Origin of the sequence: Enterobacter sp. 22452, from assembly GCF_052045065.1 — a bacterium.
Lineage (GTDB): Bacteria > Pseudomonadota > Gammaproteobacteria > Enterobacterales > Enterobacteriaceae > Enterobacter > Enterobacter mori.
The window spans coordinates 104,642-108,183 of record NZ_JBQEOB010000009.1 but is presented as its reverse complement, the minus strand read 5'-3'; the positions used below and the strand labels follow the sequence as shown (position 1 = coordinate 108,183).

Below are 3,542 nucleotides of genomic sequence, written 5' to 3'. Positions count from 1 at the left end.
AAGTGGGGGTGATCGACCTGAAGAAAAAGTCGATCACCATGGGTAAAGGATGTTAAAAAGTGTTCACCATGTCCCCGAACACCTGTCTACCATGTCCCCGGACTGTACACTTGGGAGAGGGCCGGGGTGAGGGGAAAATTACTGCTCCGGTTCAAACCCTTCAAACCGTGACCCTTTGTAACTCAGCGTCCCTTTCTCCCCCACCGTCAGCTGATGGTACTGCTGCGCCTCCAGGCGAAAAGTCATCTCCAGGCCGCCGGTTTCCGGCTTAAAGCTCGCTTCATAGCGCATAGCGGTCCCCGCAGGCGTGACCTGCTGTTGCCGCGAACGGCGGTCGTTCAGGGCTTTCTCTCGCTTATTGCTCACGATGACGCGCTTTTGCATCAGCGGCGCGGCGTCGTTATCCGCCTTCTCGCGGCGCTGCTGCACGAAACGGAACGAGGCGGCAATGACGATAATCGCCACCACGATAATGAAAAAAAGCGGCATCTTGCTCATTGATAAATCCCATCAGATTTTGCGGAATTCAGGATACCTTGCCTTCCCCGTCATTGCCAAACGCCCGCCCGCGTCACTACACTGGATAAGAAACTGAGTATTCAGCCTCAACAGATACAGGGAGTTAATATGCTTTGGTCATTTATCGCCGTCTGTTTGTCCGCATGGCTTTTTGTCGATGCGTCGTATCGTGGCCCTGCCTGGCAGCGCTGGCTGTTTAAACCCGTCACGCTGCTGCTCCTGCTGCTGCTGGCCTGGCAAGCGCCGATGTTTAACGCCGTCAGCTATCTGGTCCTCGCCGGGCTGTGTGCGTCCCTGATAGGCGATGCGCTGACTCTGCTCCCCCGTCAGCGCCTGCTCTATGCCGTCGGCGCGTTCTTCCTGTCGCATCTGCTTTACACCATCTACTTTGCCAGCCAGATGACGCTCTCCTTCTTCTGGCCGCTGCCGCTGGTGCTGCTGGTGATTGGCGCGCTGCTGATTGCGGTGATTTGGTCACGTCTGGAAGAGATGCGTTTGCCGGTCTGTACCTTTATCGCCATGACGCTGGTGATGGTGTGGCTTGCAGGCGAGCTGTGGTTCTTCCGTCCGACGTCTCCGGCGATGTCAGCGTTCTTCGGCGCGTCGCTGTTGCTGATCGGGAATATCGTCTGGCTGGGCAGCCACTATCGCCGTCGCTTCCGCGCGGATAACGCGATTGCCGCCGCCTGCTACTTTGCCGGGCACTTCCTGATCGTGCGTTCGCTGTATATTTAAATAAGTCTTGACTCTGGAGTCGACTCCAGAGTGTATGCTGCGGTTAATGAGAAAATTATCATTACCGGAGACTGCCATGTCGACTCCAGAACCATCTAAAAAAGTTCCACAATTCTCCGCACTTAAGCTCAGCCCGGTTCCGCCGAAAGACGACTGCTGCTGCGAAGGCGCGTGCGAAACGCAAACTGAAATGCTGCCTGAAAGCGGCAACCGCTACAGCTGGGTCGTCAACGGCATGGACTGCGCGGCCTGCGCGCGCAAAGTGGAAAACGCGGTGAAGCAGGTGCCGGGCGTGAGTCACGTTCAGGTGCTGTTCGCCACCGAAAAACTGCTGGTCAGCGCCGAAAGCGACGTCAGCAAACAGGTGGAAGGCGCCGTCAGCAAGGCGGGCTATACCCTGCGTAGCGAAACGGCCCCCGTCGAAAAAACCTCCTCTCTGAAAGAAAACCTGCCGCTCATTACCCTCATCATCATGATGGCCCTGAGCTGGGGGCTGGAGCAGATTAACCACCCGTTCGGCAATCTGGCGTTTATCGCCACCACGCTGGTCGGGCTGTTCCCGATTGCCCGCCAGGCGCTGCGCCTGATGAAAAGCGGCAGCTGGTTTGCCATCGAAACGCTGATGAGCGTGGCCGCCATCGGCGCGCTGTTCATTGGCGCGACGGCGGAAGCGGCGATGGTGCTGCTGCTGTTCTTAATCGGCGAACGGCTTGAGGGCTGGGCGGCGAGCCGGGCGCGTAAAGGGGTCAGCGCGCTGATGGCGCTGAAGCCTGAAACCGCCACACGGGTAAATAACGGCAATCGTGAAACGGTGGCGATTAATACCCTACGTCCCGGAGACGTGATTGAAGTCGCCGCGGGCGGTCGTTTACCCGCCGACGGCACGCTCGTTACCGCCACCGCCAGCTTCGACGAGAGCGCCCTGACCGGGGAATCCATTCCGGTAGAACGCGCGGCAGGTGAAAAAGTGCCTGCTGGCGCCACCAGCGTCGACCGTCTGGTGCAGCTGACGGTGCTTTCCGAACCGGGCGATAGCGCCATCGACCGCATCCTCAGGCTGATAGAAGAAGCCGAGGAGCGCCGCGCGCCCGTCGAGCGTTTCATCGACCGTTTTAGCCGGATTTACACCCCTGCCATCATGCTGGTTGCCCTGCTGGTCACTATCGTGCCGCCGCTGTTCTTCGGCGCACCGTGGGAGGGCTGGATCTATAAAGGGCTGACGCTGCTGCTGATCGGCTGCCCGTGCGCGCTGGTGATCTCCACGCCTGCGGCGATTACCTCCGGGCTGGCAGCGGCGGCACGTCGCGGGGCACTGATTAAGGGCGGCGCGGCGCTGGAGCAGCTGAGCCAGGTTCAGCATATCGCGTTCGATAAAACCGGCACGCTGACCGTCGGCAAGCCGCAGGTCACCGGCGTGTATCCGCAGGATATCGGTGAAGATGAACTGCTTACGCTGGCCGCCGCCGTTGAGCAGGGTTCCACTCACCCGCTGGCGCAGGCGATTGTGCGTGAAGCGCAGTCGCGCGGGCTGGCAATTCCGACGGCAACGGCACAGCGGGCGCTGGTCGGGTCGGGGATTGAGGCCACCGTTGACGGTAAAAAGGTGCTGATTATCGCGGCGGGCAAGTCTTCTAACCCTGAGGTTGAGGCGTTAGAACAGACCGGACAAACTGTCGTGACCCTCATGCAGGACGGCGTCGCGAAAGGGATGCTGGCGCTGCGCGACACCCTGCGCGATGACGCCAAAGAGGCCGTAACGGCGCTGCATCAGCTTGGCGTACAGGGCGTGATCCTGACCGGCGATAATCCGCGCGCGGCGGCGGCAATTGCCGGTGAGCTGGGGCTGGAATTCAAGGCCGGATTACTGCCCGCGGACAAAGTCCGCGCGGTCACGGAACTGAACGCATTCGCCCCGCTGGCGATGGTCGGTGACGGCATTAACGATGCGCCTGCGATGAAGGCGGCAACCATCGGCATTGCGATGGGCAGCGGCACCGACGTGGCGCTGGAGACGGCGGATGCGGCGCTGACCCACAACCGCCTGGCCGGGCTGGCGCAGATGATTAGCCTGGCGCGGGCGACGCGCGCCAACATCCGCCAGAACATCGGGATTGCGCTGGGGCTGAAGGGGATATTCCTCGTCACCACCCTGCTCGGCATGACCGGCCTGTGGCTGGCGGTGCTGGCGGATACGGGTGCAACGGTGCTGGTGACGGCAAATGCGCTGCGGCTTCTGCGCCGTCGGTAAAAATGCCCGGTGGCGGCTGCGCCTTACCGGGCCTACAACA

Annotated in this window: 3 protein-coding genes; 2 read left to right on the top strand and 1 reads right to left on the bottom strand. The window is 60.9% G+C overall.

Translation table 11 applies throughout. The features are described from left to right. Window positions 1-138 precede the first annotated feature (138 nt). Window positions 139-498 carry a DUF2500 domain-containing protein gene (locus ACTJJA_RS20825; protein ID WP_440669096.1) on the bottom strand — a complete coding sequence of 120 codons (360 nt, stop codon included), beginning with the start codon at window positions 496-498 and terminating at the stop codon, window positions 139-141. Between the two features lie 129 nt (window positions 499-627). Between ACTJJA_RS20825 and ACTJJA_RS20820 the strand changes: the two genes are divergently transcribed. After that, on the top strand, window positions 628-1,254 hold the full coding sequence (locus tag ACTJJA_RS20820; protein WP_440669095.1) for a lysoplasmalogenase: 627 nt from the start codon (window positions 628-630) through the stop codon (window positions 1,252-1,254). A 76-nt stretch (window positions 1,255-1,330) separates the two neighbouring features. Next, window positions 1,331-3,502, top strand: a complete 2,172-nt coding sequence (zntA, locus tag ACTJJA_RS20815; protein ID WP_440669093.1) for a Zn(II)/Cd(II)/Pb(II) translocating P-type ATPase ZntA — start codon at window positions 1,331-1,333, stop codon at window positions 3,500-3,502. The last annotated feature ends 40 nt before the right edge of the window (window positions 3,503-3,542 follow it).